11 protein-coding genes and 1 pseudogene are annotated in these 16,093 nt (G+C 33.0%); 4 read left to right on the plus strand and 8 right to left on the minus strand.

Features of this window, described 5'->3' with window-relative positions:
- Nucleotides 1-33 precede the first annotated feature (33 nt).
- A complete protein-coding gene (locus BQ7474_RS06515; RefSeq protein ID WP_073998124.1) occupies nt 34-345 on the plus strand; it encodes a hypothetical protein in 312 nt (103 codons plus the stop codon).
- A 106-nt stretch (nt 346-451) separates the two neighbouring features.
- Here BQ7474_RS06515 and BQ7474_RS06520 read toward each other — a convergent pair whose 3' ends face one another.
- The 5 genes and pseudogenes from BQ7474_RS06520 to BQ7474_RS06540 form a co-directional block, all read right to left on the minus strand.
- Nucleotides 452-4,570: a PolC-type DNA polymerase III gene (locus BQ7474_RS06520; RefSeq protein WP_073998125.1), complete on the minus strand. Its 4,119-nt coding sequence runs from the start codon at nt 4,568-4,570 to the stop codon at nt 452-454.
- Nucleotides 4,560-5,621 (minus strand): flavodoxin-dependent (E)-4-hydroxy-3-methylbut-2-enyl-diphosphate synthase, encoded by a 1,062-nt coding sequence (gene ispG, locus BQ7474_RS06525; protein WP_073998126.1) that lies wholly within the window; start codon nt 5,619-5,621, stop codon nt 4,560-4,562. The genes BQ7474_RS06520 and ispG overlap by 11 nt, the downstream gene beginning before the upstream one ends.
- A 10-nt stretch (nt 5,622-5,631) precedes the next feature.
- Nucleotides 5,632-6,645, minus strand: a complete 1,014-nt coding sequence (locus BQ7474_RS06530) for a M50 family metallopeptidase (protein WP_073998127.1) — start codon at nt 6,643-6,645, stop codon at nt 5,632-5,634.
- 9 nt (nt 6,646-6,654) lie between these two features.
- Complete coding sequence (locus BQ7474_RS06535; protein WP_073998128.1) at nt 6,655-7,431, minus strand: phosphatidate cytidylyltransferase; 777 nt, start codon at nt 7,429-7,431, stop codon at nt 6,655-6,657.
- Nucleotides 7,428-8,156 (minus strand): annotated as a pseudogene (locus tag BQ7474_RS06540) (isoprenyl transferase); the annotation flags it as partial. The gene BQ7474_RS06535 and the pseudogene BQ7474_RS06540, both read right to left, overlap by 4 nt.
- A gap of 191 nt (nt 8,157-8,347) precedes the next feature.
- On the opposite strand from BQ7474_RS06540, the gene BQ7474_RS06545 reads away from it, so the two are divergent.
- Entirely contained in the window at nt 8,348-9,094 is a 747-nt protein-coding gene (locus BQ7474_RS06545; RefSeq protein WP_073998130.1) for an ECF transporter S component, read from the plus strand.
- A gap of 1 nt (nt 9,095) precedes the next feature.
- Nucleotides 9,096-9,866: a type III pantothenate kinase gene (locus BQ7474_RS06550; protein WP_073998131.1), complete on the plus strand. Its 771-nt coding sequence runs from the start codon at nt 9,096-9,098 to the stop codon at nt 9,864-9,866.
- Between the two features lie 141 nt (nt 9,867-10,007).
- Here BQ7474_RS06550 and BQ7474_RS06555 read toward each other — a convergent pair whose 3' ends face one another.
- Nucleotides 10,008-10,280, minus strand: a complete 273-nt coding sequence (locus tag BQ7474_RS06555; RefSeq protein WP_082187896.1) for a UvrD-helicase domain-containing protein — start codon at nt 10,278-10,280, stop codon at nt 10,008-10,010.
- Nucleotides 10,281-10,314: 34 nt separating this feature from the next.
- Complete coding sequence (locus BQ7474_RS06560) at nt 10,315-13,059, minus strand: AAA domain-containing protein (RefSeq protein WP_073998132.1); 2,745 nt, start codon at nt 13,057-13,059, stop codon at nt 10,315-10,317.
- A 135-nt stretch (nt 13,060-13,194) separates the two neighbouring features.
- Here BQ7474_RS06560 and BQ7474_RS06565 point away from each other — a divergent pair, with 135 nt between their 5' ends.
- Nucleotides 13,195-13,824 (plus strand): hypothetical protein, encoded by a 630-nt coding sequence (locus BQ7474_RS06565; protein ID WP_143179990.1) that lies wholly within the window; start codon nt 13,195-13,197, stop codon nt 13,822-13,824.
- Between the two features lie 144 nt (nt 13,825-13,968).
- On the opposite strand, the gene BQ7474_RS06570 is transcribed toward BQ7474_RS06565, so the two are convergent.
- On the minus strand, nt 13,969-16,089 hold the full coding sequence (locus tag BQ7474_RS06570; RefSeq protein ID WP_073998134.1) for a thermonuclease family protein: 2,121 nt from the start codon (nt 16,087-16,089) through the stop codon (nt 13,969-13,971).
- Between the last annotated feature and the right edge of the window lie 4 nt (nt 16,090-16,093).

Below are 16,093 nucleotides of genomic sequence, written 5' to 3' on the forward strand. Positions count from 1 at the left end.
GCTTTGCCCCCTATTTTTAAAAGGATATATTTTATGAAATTTATATACAGTAAGAAGGCACAGGATTATATAAAAAGAAAAAATATAAATAAGATTTTTATCAGAGAAGATATAGAATCATCAATTGGTTGCTGTTCTATCTCTACCATAAAGCTAAACATATCTACTAAAGGTGAAAATGAAGAAAATTACAAAAAAGAAGAGTCTGATTTAGTCACAACTTATTATGACTCTAGACTAGAAGCACTTTTGATTAATTACCCACAAGTAGTTATTTCAGTTTTTGGCTTTAGAAATAAAAAATCATTTTTTACACAAACAGAATTTAGTCCTCTTAACTCATAAAAAATGCCCTAACTATTGGAAATCCAATGTAGGGCATTTTATTTTTTACTTTACTATTTATGCATTGTATCTTACAATTATTATACTTATATAATTTTTTAGAACATTAGAAAATTCCATCAAATAGACTCATTTGATTTTCTTCGCCCATATTATCTATGATTCCAAAATTCTTTAGTGAATCCATAGCATTTTTGTTTATTGACGTCCTAGAATTTAGATCCTCAACTGATATAAATTCGCCTTTTTCTCGTTCATTTACTATATCTATAGCCATAGCTTCTGAAACATTGTCTACCGAGCTAAGTGGTGGCAATATATTTTTTTCGCTTAGGATAAACTTTGTGGCCTCAGATTTATAAAGATCGGCCTTATCGATCATAATATCTCTAGCATACATTTCTTCAGCTACTTCTAAAACTTTTCTTATGTTTTCATCACGAGCTGTGAGATCATACCTTTCTTGGTAGGATTTAAGAGCCATTTGTATAGATTCTAGGCCATTAATGATTATTGAGTATACAAAATCATTGACCTTGGTATTAAAATATGTTGCATAAAAGGCCCTTGGATAATAGACCTTGTAGTAAGCTATACGATAGCTCATCAGACAATAAGCTACAGCGTGAGCCTTTGGAAATAGATATTTTATTTTAAGGCATGACTCTATATACCATTCAGGAACTCCATTTTCTCTCATATAGGCCAATTGCTCTTCAGATAGGGACCTTCCCTTCCTTACAATTTCCATTATTTGGAAGGACTTTTTCTTATCAAGGCCCTTTTGTATAAGCGAGTTCATGATATCATCACGAGTTGATATAATCTCATCAAATCCTGCAGTTTTTGCTGCTATTATATCACGAGCGTTATTGTTCCACACGTCTGTTCCGTGGGACAGGCCTGATATTCTAGTCATTTCAGAAAACTTGGTTGGAAATGTTTCTTTTAGCATGCCGCGTACAAAGTTTGTTCCAAATTCTGGTATGCCCAGTGTTCCTATTTCGTTATTGGAAAAATCATGCTTGATATTAAGTGGATCTGTGTTTGAAAATATCTTCATAACTTCTGGATCACCCATCTTTATCTTTAGCGGATCAGTCCCAGTCAAGTCTTGTAGGGCACGGATGATAGATGGTACATCGTGACCAAGCAAATCAAGTTTTAAGAGTGTTTCATGCATCATATTATAGGTAAAATGAGTTGTCTTAATATCATCTTTTGGATCATCAGCTGGATATTGGATTGGAGTTATATCAAATATTTCAATATCATTTGGCACTACAATTAGACCACCTGGGTGTTGGCCAGTTGTCCTTTTGACATCCTTTAGTCCTCTTTGAAGCTTCCTAATCTGAGCATTGGTGAAGCTTTCATTGTACTCCTCGCTGTATTTTTTGATGTAACCAAAGGCCGTGTTATCTTGGATAGCGCCTATGGTCCCAGCACGAAATACCTTGCCCTCACCAAAAAGTTCTTCAGTATATTTGTGAATTGTCGGTTGGTATTCTCCAGCAAAGTTTAAGTCTATATCTGGTTCCTTGTCTCCTTCAAAACCTAAGAAAACTTCAAATGGTATGTTGTGTCCATCTTTATTCATAGGACTTCCACAAATTGGACAATCCTTATCTGGATAGTCAATACCTGCCCCAAGTCTATCTTCCTCAAAAAATTCGCTATGCTTACATTTTGGGCACACATAGTGAGGTGAAAGTGGGTTTACCTCGGTAATGTCTGCCATGGTCGCTGCAAAGGATGAACCAACAGATCCCCTAGATCCAACAAGGTAACCATCTCTGTTGGACTTGCCTACAAGTTCCTTGGCTATGATATATAAAACTGCATAGCCATTTGAAATTATTGAATTTAACTCGCGGTTAAGCCTATCTTCCACAATTTGTGGCAAAGGGTCTCCATAGATTGACTTAGCCTTTGTAAAACATGCATCTCTTAGCTTTTCCTCAGATCCATCGATTTTGGGTGGGAAAGTTCCAGGAGGAATTGGTCTTATATCTTCGATTTGTTCTGCAACAATCTTTGGATTTTTGATTACAAGCTCTTCGGCTAAATTCCTATCAAGGTAAGAAAATCCATCAAGCATTTCCTTTGTAGTTCTAAGATAATAAAGCGGCCTATTTTCGTGGTATCTAAAATATTGGCCCTTGTGGAGGATATTTCTTAGTATGTAATCACTTGGCTTAAGATATCTAACCCCACCTGTTGCAACAGCTAGCTTTCCATGCTCTCTTGCAAGATTGATTATCCTTGTGTTGATCTCTTTAACTTGGTCAAAACTTCTTATCTTGCCATTGTTAACTTCATCAGCAAAGATTTCAAGTGGTTCTACTTGGAGGAAATCAAAAAGTTTTAAGGCACTATCAACCTTACTTTGTGGGTATCTGTTTAAAAGATAGTTAAATAGTAATCCTCCATGGCCACCACTTCCCACTAACAAACCTTTTTTGTATTTCTTGAGCAGAGAAATAGGGGTTTTGCCCTCGTTGGCAAAATTTTCCATCCTTGATTTGGAAATTAGCTTGTAAAGATTTTTCAAACCAACTTGGTCCTTGGCAAAGACTATGGCAGAAAATGTTTCAAACTTAGCCTTTGGATAATGTGTATCTAGCTTATTAATATTAGCTAAATCAATGTCCTGTTCCATTATCATATCAAACATCTTTATGAAAATTTGGGCAGTTGCCCTAGCGTCATCGCTTGCTCTGTGGTGGTTAAAGGCTGGTATGTTTAGTTTTCTAGCTATTTTATCAAGTGAAAACCTAGCCATATCGTCAAATAAGGCACGCGCCATTGGTAGAGTATCCATGTAGATTGGAGAAAAGTCATAGCCAAGCTTCTTAGCATTTTCTCTTACAAAGCCAACGTCGAAATCAGAGTTTTGTCCAACCAAAATGGCATCTCCAGCAAAGTCTAGAAACCTTGGTAGAGCCTGATCAATTTTCTCCTTATCCATGACCATTTCATTGGTAATTCCTGTCAATTCTATGACCTTATCAGGGATAAGTTTTTCTGGGTTTACTAGCTCATTAAAGACATCTGTGATCTCACCATTTACTACTCTAACTGCACCAATCTCTGTGATTTTATCAGCAAATCTAGATAATCCTGTAGTTTCTAAGTCAAATACTACGAATTCTTGGTCCTTTATATCCTTGATGTGTGGAACATACCTTTCAGATAGGTTGGTAAGTATTCTTAGCTCATCTTCTACTAACAATAGTTCAGCGCCTGGCAGCATCTTTTTGCCAGTTTTTCTTATGGCTTCATAAAGATCTGGCAGACCCTGGAGAGTGGCCGTATCTGTGATACCAATGGCATCCCAATTCCAATCATTTAAAATTCTTACAATATCCGCATTATCTACAAATCCATCAAGGTTTGTCATCTTGCTGTGAACTTCTAGTTCAATGCGCTTTTCTATGGCTGTATCAGTTTTTTTGGAAATTGTTGCAGGAATTACTGAATTGGCAGTAAAGACCTCATCGTGGGCGTAGTCGTCGTAGTTTAGTACTCCCTCTATTTGGATTGCTATACCATCTTTAAGGTCGTAAAGCTTAGGATTAGTCTTTTCTGATGCAAATATTTTACAAGCTATGGCATCACTTTCATCTTCTAAGTCAAAGGTATAGATAAAGTAATTGTTTTTGGTTTGGAAGACATCTAGGCCGTAGACTGTACCGATAAGAGAAACTCTAAGGCCCTTTTTTGAATAAATTTCCGATATAGGAATCACATCTTCTCTAATCTTTCTACCAAAATTTAGACCATCTACAGGCTCTTCTTGTTTTTTTGCATCTTTCTTGGTATTGTCAATAGCATGGCTTATACGGGTCTTAAGTTCTTCTTCCTTTTTCTTTAGGAGATCATCACAAGAATCACTTTCACAATTTTCTTCATTTTCATCTACAGGCTCAATAACTTCTCTTTCCAAGTCCTGATCTTCTATGACCTCTACTTCATTTATATTTTCTGTAATATCATTGCCAGCCAAATCTTCTTTTACAGCTGGAGATAATTTTATAAATTCAATTGTGAGTGTCACATAAGAAAAATACTCGTCTAAGGCCTGTCTTAGCCTTTCATCAAGGTAGTCGAGGTTCGATTCTATAGTAAGTTTTAGCTCATTATTTTCTTTAAAATATATGGCATTTGTTATAGTATATTCATTTTCTTTGATTTCTACGAACCTACTTAAATCAACCTTCATTTAAATGACTTTCTTTTAAAACTTGTAAAAGTGTATCTACTATTTCTTCTTCCTTAACCTTTTTTATCGTCTTTCCATCTTTAAATAGGAATCCCATGCCATTTGCTGCAGATATTCCATAATCAGCTTCCTTAGATTCGCCAGGTCCATTTACAGGACATCCCATGATTGCAACCTTGGCATTTACACCTATACCTTTTGACTTTTCTTCTACTTCTGCTACGATTTTTTCAAGATCCACTGTGGTTCTTGAACAAGTTGGGCATGATACGATATCAAGGCCATCACGGCGTAAGTTTAGTGCCTTTAGAATTGTCTTTGCAGCCTTGACTTCTTCTACAGGATCTCCTGTTATGGAAACTCTGATAGTATCTCCTATCCCATCTTTTAGCAAAGATCCTATACCGATTGAAGATTTTACAAGGGCTTGATACAAAGGACCAGCTTCTGTTACTCCTAGGTGAAGGGGATAATCAACAAGGTCTGATAGCTTCCTATAAGCATCTATCATAGTGTTTACATCAGAAGATTTTACAGATATTTTCATTTTATAAAAATCCATATCTTCTAAGATCTTGATTTCTGACATGGCACTTGCCACGAGAGAATCAGCATTAACACCCCCAAATTTGTCCACAATCTCTCTTGAAATGGATCCGGAGTTGACACCAATTCTTATAGGGATATCCTTTTTCTTGCAAGCTTCGACAATCTCTCGAACCTTATCCTCGCTTCCGATATTACCTGGATTATACCTTAGGCAATCACAGTCATTTTCTACAGCTGCTAGGGCTAATTCGTAATCAAATTGTATGTCAGCTACAAAAGGAATATTGGTTCTCTTCTTAATTTCTGGAATTGCTCGTGCATCTGCCATATCATTTACTGCGGATCTAGATATGTCGCAACCCGCTTCTTCTAGGGCCTTGATTTGCCTTACGACAGAGTTAATATCGCTAGTCTTAGCTGTTGTCATTGATTGGATAGAAATAGGAGAGTCACCTCCGATTGCAACGTCTCCTACATAAATTTTTCTAGTATTTTTTCTCATTAGATCTCCTCTAAAAAAGTGTAAATATATCTTTTATTGTGACTATTAGTATCAGGGATAATAAGATTATAAATCCTGCAATAGTCACCTTTTCTTCTATTTTCTTGTTGACCCTTTTTTTTGTAATCATCTCATAAAGATTTGTAAAAATTTTTGATCCATCAAGGGCTGGAAATGGTATCAAGTTAAAAACTGCAAGGTTAACACTGATGTATGACAAGAAATATAGGACATTCATTACTCCATTTTGAGCTTGGTTGCCAATTTCTTTTACTACACCAACTGGGCCGCTTAGAGAGCCAAAGGAAAGTTTTCCCGTAAACAAATTACCTAAAACAGTAAAAATAAGCTTAATGTTTCGGCCAGTTTCTTTAAAACCAAGGCCAATGGCTTCAAAAAATCCCACACTTCGCATCTTGGCAGTTACGCCAATATAGGCCATATCATCTTGAAATGATGGGATGATATCAAAGGACTTTTCTTCATTATCTCTTCTAAGTTTTACAGTCACTGGCTTATCTTTTTGATTAGTCTCATAAAAACTAGCCAGAGCCTTTGAGATATCAGTAAAATCGTTAATTTCTCTATCTCCAACACTCAAAATCTCATCATCCAAGATAATTCCAGCTTCTTTTGCTTTTGAATCCTCAGTAAAGCCACCAACAGAATTCGTAGCAGTTCCACTGTTAAAGGCAACTATAGTAAATACGATAACTGCAAGTATGAGATTCATAAGAGGTCCTGCAAGGATTGTCAAAAATCTCTTGTATGCAGGTGCGTTGTCGTAGCTTCTTGGGTCATTTGACTCGTCGTCTTCCCCTTCCATAGCACAATATCCCCCAATTGGTAGAAGCCTTAGAGAATACTTCGTTTCTCCCTTTTGATTTGATACTAGCTCAGGTCCCATACCGACAGCAAACTCATTTACTTTTATGCCTGATAATTTTGCCACTATAAAATGTCCAAACTCGTGGATAGTTACCAAAAGTAAGAACATCACAATGGCTATAATAATTGTTCCCATTTATTCTCCTTAAATGATAGAAAAAAGATAAAGGATTGGCGCAATAAATATCATAGAATCAAACCTATCGATAATTCCCCCATGACCTGGGATTATATTTCCAAAATCTTTTATTCCCGTTTTTCTCTTTATAAAACTTGCCACCAAATCCCCAATCTGGGATAAGATAGCTCCAAATACTGAAAAAATTATAACATAAGTTGTGTTAATACCAAGTAAATTATATTTATGATAAACCAAATTTAAAACTAAAGCTCCAAGTATACCACCTACACAGCCTTCGATAGTCTTCTTTGGACTAATGTGAGCTATGGATTTGATTTTGCTTCTGCCAATAGTAGAACCTATCAAATAGGCAAAAGTATCAGAACCCCAAGCTGTGATATAAAGTGGCCAAATATAATTTATGTCCCTAATCCTAATTATGGTTCCCATCAAGGTAGGGATATACATAAGGATAAAAATCCCAATACTAATTGTATAAAAAGATATATCCTCCTTAAATATCATATAAATTAGTAGTGCAATGACAGAAAAAATTATTGCCAAAATAAAGGCATCCTTATCTTGCCAGTATGCTGCCCCCATTATGATAAAATCACAAATATATAACAAAGTTTTCGGAAGCTTTATATCTATATTGTCAAAAGCCCAAGTAATCTCCCTTATAGCTATAAGAGAAAATACTGTAAATCCAATACTTAGTGATAGGTGGCCAAAATATGTTATGGCAAATATCACAAGTAGTATTATGGCTCCACCATATGTTCTCTTTAACAAATTCATTTGACATCTCCAAAACGGCGGTTGCGTCTAGAATATTCCTCAATGGCCATATCAAAGTCCTCATAGGAAAAGTCCGGCCAAAGCTTATCAGTAAAATATAGCTCACTATAGGCAATTTGATAGATCAAAAAGTTTGAGATTCTTAGCTCACCACCTGGTCTAATTAGTAAATCAGGATCTGGTATATCTTTAGTATACAAATAATCTGAAATTAGTTCTTCATCAATATCTTCTGCCCTATAACCTTCGTTAATAATATTTTTAAAGGCGTGGACGAGCTCATTCCTACCACCATAGTTTAAAGCAATATTTATAAACAGAGATTTGTTATCCTTCGTTCTATCAAGTGCTAATTCGACTGCCTTTCTAGTTTGGTCAGGAATAGCAGACAAATCTCCCAAAAAGTTCAACTTACAGTCTTCTTTCATAAGTTGGTCAATTTTATCATTTACAAATTTAATAAGAAGTTTCATCAAATAGTCAACTTCTTTTTTTGGTCTTTTCCAATTCTCGGTAGAAAATGCATAGAGTGTCAAATATTTTACTCCACGTTTTTTGGCATGGATAGCTATATCGACAACATTTTCTGCTCCATTTTTATGGCCAAAAGTTCTTGGCATATTTCTTTTTTGAGCCCAACGTCCGTTCCCATCTAGGATTATGGCAACGTGACTTGGTGTTTTTATATCTTCCATATTTCCCTCTTTATAAAGTCTAGATTTATTATACCGTTTTTAGAGATAAGACACTTAAATATTATAAGTTAGATTTATATCTATTTACTATACGATTTTTTATGCTATAATTTATATAGCTTATTTAAAGGCAGGATACTTAACTGATCCTAGCAAAATAAAAACTAAGTTAGTGAACAAAAAAAGAACGGTATCAATATGAACCGTATCAGGAGGTAAAAATGAAAAAAGAAAAACTAACTAGCAAAAAACTTGTTACAGCTGCCATACTTGGTGCTATAACAGTAGTACTTTCCCTTACACCACTAGGGCTAATACCACTGGGCTTAATCAATGCTACAACCATGCATATTCCAGTAATAATTGCAGCCATTGTAGAAGGACCACTTGTAGGCGCTCTAGTAGGACTTATATTTGGAATATCTTCATTAGCTAATGCTATTATTAGACCAAATCCGGTTTCATTTGTATTTTACAACCCACTTATTTCAATATTGCCAAGAGTTCTTATAGGCATCACTTCATACTATGCTTACAATGCCCTAAAAGGAAAAGATGAAAAAACGTTAAAGGTACTAACAAAAGTATTGTGGACACTTATCTTACTAGGACTAGTTTACTTACTATATAGAAATATCAAAACTGGCGCAACAACCCTAAACATAGTCTTGGTTGTAATTCTACTTATAATTACAATTGGCTTGCTTATCTATTCAAGAAAAACACCTACTCTAGACTTCCCAGTAGCCATAGGGGCCTTTGTGGGATCTATGACCAACACCATACTTGTTCTAGGTGGCATATATGTAATATATGCTGAAAAATACGTAAAAGCAGTAAATATTCCACTTGAAAGTGCCAAATCAGCCATACTTGGTGTTTCGATCACATCAGGTATCCCAGAAGCAATCCTATCTGTAATACTAGCAACATCAGTAGTAAAAGCTTTAAAGAATACGAGAAGGTAAAATGTTACTTGCAATTGATATAGAAAATAAAATTACAAATGTAGGGATTTTTAAAAATAGAAATCTAGTAGCTAATTTTCTTATAACAACTGACAGAAATAAATCAATAGATGAAATTTACCTCATCCTAAAGCTAATGCTAATGGATAAGGATATCAAATTTTCTGATATTGACCATGTAATAATCTCTACTGTGGTTCCAGAATTATTAGAAAGCTACAGCAAGATATCAAAAAAAATAATTAATAAAAATCCAATCATCATATCTCCTGGAGTAAAAACAGGTATAAATATAAAATGTGAAAATCCAAAGGAAGTTGGCACAGACAGGATAATCAGGGCTGTTGGAGCAAGTGATATCTATGATAAAAACATCATAATCATATCAGCTTCAACTATTACTACAATTGATTATATTAATGATAAAAAAGAATTTTTGGGTGGTGTGATTCTCCCTGGCATTGACCTTTTTGAAAAATCTCTACACCAAGAAAGTGCCAAACTTCCACAAGTAGAAATTCTAAGGTCTAAGAAAATCCTAGGAAATAATACAACAAAGTCAATCCAAAGCGGAATTTTCCACGCCTATCAAAACGCTTGTTGGGGTCTAGTCAAGGATATAATTGATGAACGCAGACTAAATGATGAAAATCCCGAAATAATTATTACAGGCAAGTATAGAAACTTATTGGCAAAATCTACATCTACTCAAATCCCATCACTAGGACTTATAGGTCTAAGCAAAATATTTGAAATTAACAAAGAAAAATAATAAAAGCAATGGGGCTGTTGCAAATTGATAGATATCTAACGTTCCATCATTGGATTGACCTCCCAGAAAGTTTGAGGTTTATCCCGCCGGCTGACAGAGACCTTTCTGGGAGGGTGCTAGAATGATATAGGAACGATTTATCTATTTTGCAACAGCCCCATTAATATTAGCAACTATATTCTTTTTAGCTAATTCATTTGTAATCCTAGTAATTAGTTCCTTGGTAGCTTTTTCTTTAAAGGTGGCCATCATAATCTCTTCAGGCTTAGCACCCTTTTCCTCTATAAGATATATCGCTCTTTGAACTAGAGTATGGGTCTTGCCTATTCCAGGACCAGCTGTAATTAAAACTGGCCCCTCAGTGGTTTTAACTGCTGATATCTGATTATCATTTAATTCTCCAAAATTGAACATTATATTCCTCCATAAACATAATTATATAAAGATACTATATGATTAAATTAAAAATTTCTTCTAAAGTGCAAAACTGATCTACAATTTTGTTATTAGGATGATCTTGTTTTAAATTTTCAGTTTCAAAAGCTGTAGTCCCATTTATTGGTAATCTAAGTAAAAGATAAGAGCAACCTTTGAATTTATTAATTTTATCCTTTACCTCTTCTCTAGTATTATTTTTAAGAACTACCCCTCCATTATTGATAACTAGATCATCCTTTATTTTATCTTTATCCTGTCTATCTGTCGTTTTCTTATACTTTATGTGGTCATACTCATTTTGCTCTATGAAAAGTCTATGATAAAATCCATCTATCTCTATTAACATTAGAACCCTGTTATTTTCATCTAATATTCCAAAATCATATCTAGGATGATTAGTTTCAGGATTTTTATCATTCCCTATTCTTTTTCTTTCATTATCAGCCTTAGTATTATAAATATAAGAATTAGAATCTTGACTTGTTTCATCAATCTTAATTAAATCACAATAAATTTGACTCATAATCTTATATTTTTGTTTATTAGAAAAAATACTCTGTAAATTATGATTTAGAACAAATTCTCCTGCGCTATCTATCATATCAGCATTAGATTTTTTTTCTACATACTTTACATATTTTGGATTTTCATCAAATATTGAAACGTATTTAGTTTCTTTAAAACTATTAAAGCCATCCAATTCATAAATATAATTTAATAATTTAGTTGTGTATAGACCTGATTCCTTAGATTTAGAATTAATTTCGATTGATGAGTAAGCTGACTTACTTTCTAGTTTACTGAATTTTTCTATCTCTTGAAGCAAGCTAGAATCAAACATCCTATCTGAAGTGATAATATTAAATTCTTCCTTAGCTCTAGTTACTGCTACATTTACTAAGTTCATATTTTGAGAAGGGCTATCATGTTCTTTTCCATCAATTACAGGGAAAAAATAAACTATATCAAATTCCTGCCCTTGAGCTTTGCTCACTGTTTGAGTTTTAATATATTTATTTGATTGAATTGATATAAAGGTTCTGTTTCTTCTTTTTATCTTCTCAACCTCTGACAATTCTTCTTCATCCAAAGAATCAGTATCATTATCTAAAATAGCAGCGATTTCACTAGAGTATCCCCTATTTTTTACTTCCTCATTTAAAACCTTATATAGTTCATATGTTTGCGGCCAAAAAGGTGAGGTAATACAAATGCTCTTGCTACCGATATCCTCATTTCCTAATACCTCATTTAAAATTTTTTCAATTAACTCATATTTAAAAATCGAAATTTGTTTAGCATTTATAGTTGATTCTTTTATCTCAAACCTTTTTGGCTTACCATCACTATTGTATCCATCTTCAGCACTATCTACCTTATACCTACTGTATTCATTATAGTTACCTTTATACCAATAAATATTAAAAGGAGATTTGTCGTCATTTAACGTACATTCGCTAGTCTCTGCTACTTGTAGATTTTCTCCATATATATTTTTTATAGAAAAGTTTATTATTTTAGGATGGCATCTATAATGAATATTCAAATGAGTTAGAAACTCACCATAGAAAGATTTAGTTGCTGGTTTGTCAAACGCATCTAAAGTAGACTGTAGAATACTATTCGCTACTGTTTCTCCATTTTCGTCTCTAGTGAGTTTTAAATGATTTGGTATATTTTCATATTCTTGATTAACAAGATTAATTTGTTTTTCATCTATAATAGGTTGCAACTGTTTAGTATCACCAATTATCACTATGTTCTTGGCTATACCATAGGCTATCATTCCTAAAGCTATGTTACACTGACTGGCTTCATCCATTATCACTAAATCATATGCATAGTCTTGTGAGCCAGATTTATTAAATAATTTTCTAATTGAGTGTATTGTGGATATAATTATCTGCTTTTCATCCGTATAAGATTGAGGAACTGACAACTCAAAACCACCAGCTGATGAAGATGTTAAAATTTGACCGTTAAAGGGATTCGTTCTAAAGTATTGCTCCCTTTGTTCTTTATTAGTAATTTTTGCATATTTATTTTTAAGATTTCTTAACCACGATCCATACTTTTCCTGATTATCAGTAATTTCGTTTAACTTTGATTCTACATTATTAATAGCTGAATTGTTATAAGATATAACGGCTATCTTATAGTCTTTGTTTTTAGCTAGAGCGGTAGCTAATAATCCGATTATTGTATGAGTTTTCCCAGTTCCTGGTGGCCCTTCTATAACAGTAATTGGATAATTTAAGGCTTTAGATATTGATTTAAGTTGAGATTCATTAAGACCAGATATTTTTTTACCATTTTTATCAATTTTGGATTTAAATAGATAGTTATCTTGATTATTATCTAGTTCTTTAAACAAGCTATCACTATTAGATTTCCATTTTTTAAAACTAGTATATTCGGCATATCCGTGGATTAGCATATGTAGTGGCACTTTTACAGAGCTGTTAGTTAAGTCTTCAAAAAACAAACTATTCGGTACAGCTTCTTTATCACGATCACCCTCATCATTAGTATAAGGAATTGTGTTTGGATACTTAGACCCTCTTAAAGAATAGAATGGCTTATTATCAAGTTCACTGACTTTCTCATATTTAGAATCTTCTTTTTTATCATATTTATAATACCAAAATACAGAGTATGGACTTTGATTATCCCAATCTTTCTTTTTAGGTATATCAGTAAAATCGGCATAATAATTTCTTATTTGCTTGTAATCAACAGCATATGTCTTGGACATAAATAATCTCCTCTATACTTTCTTTACTTTATTATAGCATAACACTATGTACTTGGGGTATAATAAAAACTCACGATAAATTTTGAAAGGAAGGAACCGAAGTTCACAGATAAATTTAAATCTAATTACATTAATATGCAAACACGTTATGGTGGAATGTTTGAAGTTCTTGACAGTCTGATAAATGAATTTAAGTTTAGGTCAGGTTTGATTAATGATGATTTTAATCTCAAAAAATGGTCTTTAAAGGATGTTATGGATATAATTAATAACGAAAAAAGACTTAGGTTAATAGAAACCGATGCATATAATAATCGTTTCTGCATTTACCAAGATATCTTTCTTGAAATCGAAATTAAAATGCCGATAGATGTATACAAACGAGCCTTTTCTAAAGTTTGTACCCATACGTTTTTTAAAGAGTTGTCAGAATTAGATGAAAATAGTTTTAAAGAAAAAGTAAATTTTTTAGACGATAAGTATTATCTTGCAAGATTCAATATCAATGGACTTTTAGCTCCAGCATTAAAAGCATGGTATAAGCATAAAAATTTAAATAAAGTACCAATTATTGCAGGAATCATAGATGGTTATGTCTATGTACTTCTTGAAAATGAAGGTTCAAATATCGTGTATCATTTATTAGGTGGTGATGCACTATACGAAGAAGCTAAAGAAGTGGATTACCAGATGGACTTGTATGATGAATTCTTTGATTTTATCAATAATAGTAATAGAGAATTTTGGAAAGAACTATCTATTTAATCATTGTTTCTCATTTATAAGCAACGAATGAGATATATAAAATTAGAAAATCAAATATAATAATTATAGCCCCTAAGTAAGATAATCGGTTTTACTTATGGGCTTTGAAGTTGACTTGGTTTAGATAATAGAAATTTAAATTTTTCAGTCTTCTGAATATGGACTTATTCTATTAATAATCTCATCATATAATGGACGGTTATTCACTACTACTAACAATAGTTTGTCTAAAGCCCTCGTAAAAGCTTGATAAAATAGATTTTCAGTTATATAATTCTTTATCAATTTATTCTGTAGTATGTTCTTATCATAGTAGACATTCTCATCTAAACATACCAATACCTTGCTGAACTCCTGACCAAATGTACTTGTAATATGCTCATAGTTAATCATTGGATCATGGTATAACAATATATTGTCATAAAAAACATCGTTATTCTCATCAACTGTAGTATTTATTACTTGATAATTATCACTATCTGATTTAACATAAATATAATCTAAAGCCTCGGCTTGGTTTTCAAAATAAATAACATTAACAAAGCCTTTATTTGTCAAACTTTTTCTAGCTCTTTTATCCATCTTTCCTACTAGAATTTTAATAAGATCGATTTTGTCTCTTCCAACCCTAAAACTATCATTTAAGCGAAATTTTTTATAAGGAATCTTAGAAGCTTGTAATTCTGCAAATATTTTATTTTCAAGTTCTTGTTTTCTAATTACTTGATCAGGGTCTAAGAAATATAAGACTTTCTTTGAGTTTAGCTTAATTAAATATCTAATTTGAGGCAAATAAGTTCTTTGAGTTTCATCAATCAAAATTACATCATAATCTTTGATTGCATCATACTTAATGTAATAGTTCCTTGTTCTATCTGAAACATCGCTAATAGCTTTGAAATCAAATCCTATTGATTCTTTAAAGACATTACGTAGCTTGCTATAGTTCATTACAAATCCACTAAACAAAACCAAAACATTTTTACCTTCTTCTATGTAATGTTTTGCTAAATCAAACATTAACATAGACTTTCCACTACCTGGGCCACCTGTAATTATAATGTGACTATTATCGAAAGTTTCAGTAATTGAATTTTTTATTGATTGTTGACTGTTACTTAAATGGTATTGCTGATCTATAAATTTCTCATATTTGCTGTAATGCGATATAAGAAACTTCTTGCCCATATATTTATCTAGCAGATTTATATTAAAGTATCTATAATCTATATCAGCTACTAGCTCAGAAAAATTTGATTCTCTAAGTATATTATTCTCTAATTTATATAATTTATTTATATTACATAAGTAAGAATAAGAATAAACTTTTTCACTTATTAAAGAAAGAATTTTTCGAAATCTTATAAGCTGATTTAATATTTCTTCTTCGCCTATCTCCTTGTTTTTTCTTGGATATTGTCCTTTTATTTCTACATTTAAAACATTCTTTGGAGCAAATCTAAGTATATCTAATTCTGTACCAATAATGTCTACGTAGTTATTTATAAAATATCCCTCTTTCTGGTCTCCTTTAAGATGAGGGTTTAACTTTTCGAAGAAAATAGAAAACTCATTATATTCTTCTGGAGATACGTTAGATATATTATTATAGTCTCTTTGTCCAGGTGCGTGATAAATCATAGAGTTCCTATTACCTTTAACTGGAACCCAAGTTGTATCTGCGGTGTAAGTCTTTCCTCTATTAGTAATCTGTTCTGTTGTTTGAACCCAACCACCTGTTGGAGCTTGTGATTGCTGGTTAGATTGTTGTTCAACTGCCTGATTATTGTTTGACTGGTTAACCACCGCAACTGGTGTATTATTAGCCTCCCAAGCAGAACGTTCACTATCATTCCATAAACCAACACCCTTATCCCTAGCTTCGGCTGCCATTTTAGCAAACCAATCAGAATATTTTACATCTGTTGTATAGGTATTAGATTGAGCATAGCCATCTCTGCATAAAATACCATTGATCGTCTTATCACTAACTTCCTCGTATGTTGGATTCTCTGGATCTTCAGGTAATTCTAACCAAACATATCTAAGAAGTCTGTCATATTTATCAGTCTCTGAGACATCTCTTTCAGTCCAGACTTTCTGATTGTTTAATTTTGTCTCAGTAAACGCTGGTGCTTCCTTACCAAAAAACTCTACTCCTTTACTTGGATGATTTGTCTCTAGAGTATCTACACCAATAAATCTAAGCTTATAGTTATTTCCATATATCCCAACTGTTATTGTATCCCCATCAGTAACACCCATTACT

Origin of the sequence: Anaerococcus urinomassiliensis (assembly GCF_900128425.1) — a bacterium.
GTDB classification, from domain to species: domain Bacteria; phylum Bacillota; class Clostridia; order Tissierellales; family Peptoniphilaceae; genus Anaerococcus; species Anaerococcus urinomassiliensis.

What these genes read in the sequence shown, in the direction of transcription:
- BQ7474_RS06515 (WP_073998124.1), top strand. Translation starts at nt 34, where the DNA reads ATGAAATTTATATACAGTAAGAAGGCACAGGATTATATAAAAAGAAAA.
- BQ7474_RS06520 (WP_073998125.1), bottom strand. Translation starts at nt 4,570, where the DNA reads ATGAAGGTTGATTTAAGTAGGTTCGTAGAAATCAAAGAAAATGAATAT.
- ispG (WP_073998126.1), bottom strand. Translation starts at nt 5,621, where the DNA reads ATGAGAAAAAATACTAGAAAAATTTATGTAGGAGACGTTGCAATCGGA.
- BQ7474_RS06530 (WP_073998127.1), bottom strand. Translation starts at nt 6,645, where the DNA reads ATGGGAACAATTATTATAGCCATTGTGATGTTCTTACTTTTGGTAACT.
- BQ7474_RS06535 (WP_073998128.1), bottom strand. Translation starts at nt 7,431, where the DNA reads ATGAATTTGTTAAAGAGAACATATGGTGGAGCCATAATACTACTTGTG.
- BQ7474_RS06545 (WP_073998130.1), top strand. Translation starts at nt 8,348, where the DNA reads ATGAAAAAAGAAAAACTAACTAGCAAAAAACTTGTTACAGCTGCCATA.
- BQ7474_RS06550 (WP_073998131.1), top strand. Translation starts at nt 9,096, where the DNA reads ATGTTACTTGCAATTGATATAGAAAATAAAATTACAAATGTAGGGATT.
- BQ7474_RS06555 (WP_082187896.1), bottom strand. Translation starts at nt 10,280, where the DNA reads ATGTTCAATTTTGGAGAATTAAATGATAATCAGATATCAGCAGTTAAA.
- BQ7474_RS06560 (WP_073998132.1), bottom strand. Translation starts at nt 13,059, where the DNA reads ATGTCCAAGACATATGCTGTTGATTACAAGCAAATAAGAAATTATTAT.
- BQ7474_RS06565 (WP_143179990.1), top strand. Translation starts at nt 13,195, where the DNA reads ATGCAAACACGTTATGGTGGAATGTTTGAAGTTCTTGACAGTCTGATA.
- BQ7474_RS06570 (WP_073998134.1), bottom strand. Translation starts at nt 16,089, where the DNA reads ATGGGTGTTACTGATGGGGATACAATAACAGTTGGGATATATGGAAAT.